Genomic DNA, 3065 nt, shown 5'->3' with positions numbered 1-3065 from the left:
AAAAAAACCCGCCGATGCGAAGCAAAGGCGGGTTTTGGGATATAAGCTTGGCGATGACCTACTCTCACATGGGACCTCCCACACTACCATCGGCGCTAAGACGTTTCACTTCTGAGTTCGGAAAGGGATCAGGTGGTTCCATCTTGCTATTGTCACCAAGCAATTCGGTGTTGCCGGCCGCTTTCGCGACCATGCAAAGTTCGTTTGAAACAGATCTCTGTCTTATTTCGTAAATTAGGTATTTATCGAGTCTACTCACTCAACATATCATGACGAAGTCACTTTTGAGTTGTATAGTTAAGCCTCACGGGTAATTAGTACAAGTTAGCTTCATACATTACTGCACTTCCACACCTTGCCTATCAACGTCATAGTCTCTAACGGCCCTTCAGAAGACTTAAAGTCTAGGGAAAACTTATCTTGAGGCAGGTTTCCCGCTTAGATGCTTTCAGCGGTTATCCCTCCCGAACATAGCTACCGGGCAATGCCATTGGCATGACAACCCGAACACCAGCGGTTCGTCCACTCCGGTCCTCTCGTACTAGGAGCAGCCCCTCTCAATTTTCCAACGCCCACGGCAGATAGGGACCGAACTGTCTCACGACGTTCTAAACCCAGCTCGCGTACCACTTTAAATGGCGAACAGCCATACCCTTGGGACCGACTTCAGCCCCAGGATGTGATGAGCCGACATCGAGGTGCCAAACACCGCCGTCGATATGAACTCTTGGGCGGTATCAGCCTGTTATCCCCGGAGTACCTTTTATCCGTTGAGCGATGGCCCTTCCACACAGAACCACCGGATCACTAGAACCTGCTTTCGCACCTGCTCGACGTGTCAGTCTCGCAGTCAATCACCCTTATACTCTTGCGCTCATTGCACGATGTCCGACCGTGCTGAGGGTAACTTCGCGCTCCTCCGTTACTCTTTAGGAGGAGACCGCCCCAGTCAAACTACCCACCATACACTGTCCCTGATCAGGATTCACTGATCGAGGTTAGAACCTCAACAATACCAGGGTGGTATTTCAAGGACGGCTCCACAAGAACTAGCGTTCCTGCTTCAAAGCCTCCCACCTATCCTACACAGATAGTGTCAAAGTCCAGTGCAAAGCTGTAGNNNACATCGAGGTGCCAAACACCGCCGTCGATATGAACTCTTGGGCGGTATCAGCCTGTTATCCCCGGAGTACCTTTTATCCGTTGAGCGATGGCCCTTCCACACAGAACCACCGGATCACTAGAACCTGCTTTCGCACCTGCTCGACGTGTCAGTCTCGCAGTCAATCACCCTTATACTCTTGCGCTCATTGCACGATGTCCGACCGTGCTGAGGGTAACTTCGCGCTCCTCCGTTACTCTTTAGGAGGAGACCGCCCCAGTCAAACTACCCACCATACACTGTCCCTGATCAGGATTCACTGATCGAGGTTAGAACCTCAACAATACCAGGGTGGTATTTCAAGGACGGCTCCACAAGAACTAGCGTTCCTGCTTCAAAGCCTCCCACCTATCCTACACAGATAGTGTCAAAGTCCAGTGCAAAGCTGTAGTAAAGGTTCACGGGGTCTTTCCGTCTAGCCGCGGGTACGCAGCATCTTAACTGCGATTTCAATTTCGCTGAGTCTCGGGTGGAGACAGTGTGGCCATCATTACGCCATTCGTGCAGGTCGGAACTTACCCGACAAGGAATTTCGCTACCTTAGGACCGTTATAGTTACGGCCGCCGTTTACCGGGGCTTCGATCAAGAGCTTCGCAGATGCTAACCCCATCAATTAACCTTCCGGCACCGGGCAGGCGTCACACCCTATACGTCATCTTTCGATTTTGCAGAGTGCTATGTTTTTAGTAAACAGTTGCAGCCACCTGGTCTCTGCAACCCCCACTAGCTTAGAGAGCAAGTCTCATCACCGGCAGGGGCACACCTTCTCCCGAAGTTACGGTGTCATTTTGCCTAGTTCCTTCACCCGAGTTCTCTCAAGCGCCTTGGAATTCTCATCCTGACCACCTGTGTTGGTTTGGGGTACGATTCTTTATTACCTGAAGCTTAGAAGCTTTTCTTGGAAGCATGGCATCAATCACTTCGTCCAAAAGAGGACTCGTCATCAGATCTCAGCATTAAACACCCGGATTTGCCTAAGTGTTCTGCCTACATCCTTAAACTTGGACAACCATCGCCAAGCTGATTTAGCCTACTCCGTCCCTCCATCGCAGTAATAAAAAGTGCAGGAATATTAACCTGCTTCCCATCGATTACGCCTCTCGGCCTCACCTTAGGGGTCGACTAACCCTACGTCGATTAACGTTGCGTAGGAAACCTTGGTCTTTCGGCGAGGGAGCTTTTCACTCCCTTTATCGCTACTCATGTCAGCATTCGCACTCGTGATACCTCCAGGACACTTTACAATGCCCCTTCGCAGGCTTACACGACGCTCCTCTACCATGCCTTACGGCATCCGCATCTTCGGTATATTACTTAGCCCCGTTAAATCTTCGGCGCAGGCCGACTCGATCAGTGAGCTATTACGCTTTCTTTAAAGGGTGGCTGCTTCTAAGCCAACCTCCTGACTGTCTGAGCCTTCCCACATCCTTTCCCACTGAGTAATATTTAGGGACCTTAGATGGCGGTCTGGGTTGTTTCCCTCTTGACTACGGACGTTAGCACCCGCAGTCTGTCTCCCATGATTGCACTTGTTGGTATTCGGAGTTTGCAATGGGCTGCTAACCCTTGACGGGCCGCTAGACCATAACAGTGCTCTACCCCCAACAGTGAGACATGAGGCACTACCTAAATAGTTTTCGAGGAGAACCAGCTATCTCCGGGCTTGATTAGCCTTTCACTCCGATCCACAGCTCATCCCCGCATTTTTCAACATACGTGGGTTCGGTCCTCCAGTACCTGTTACGGCACCTTCAACCTGGCCATGGATAGATCGCCCGGTTTCGGGTCTACTGCATGCTACTATTCGCCCATTTAAGACTCGGTTTCCCTACGGCTCCCCTATTCGGTTAACCTCGCAACATACAGTAAGTCGCTGACCCATTATACAAAAGGTACGCAGTC

Annotated in this window: 2 rRNA genes; both read right to left on the bottom strand. The window is 50.9% G+C overall.

What is annotated here, in order from left to right:
• Positions 1-45: 45 nt before the first annotated feature.
• A 5S ribosomal RNA gene (rrf, locus tag QCB45_RS11455) occupies positions 46-160 on the bottom strand.
• 133 nt (positions 161-293) lie between these two features.
• Positions 294-3065, bottom strand: a 23S ribosomal RNA gene (locus QCB45_RS11450); the annotation flags it as partial.

The sequence above is a fragment of the Thiomicrorhabdus sp. ZW0627 genome (genome assembly GCF_029767005.1).
Lineage (GTDB): Bacteria > Pseudomonadota > Gammaproteobacteria > Thiomicrospirales > Thiomicrospiraceae > Thiomicrorhabdus.
Note: the sequence above shows the minus strand (reverse complement) of the source record. Positions and strands in the feature narration are given on the sequence as shown.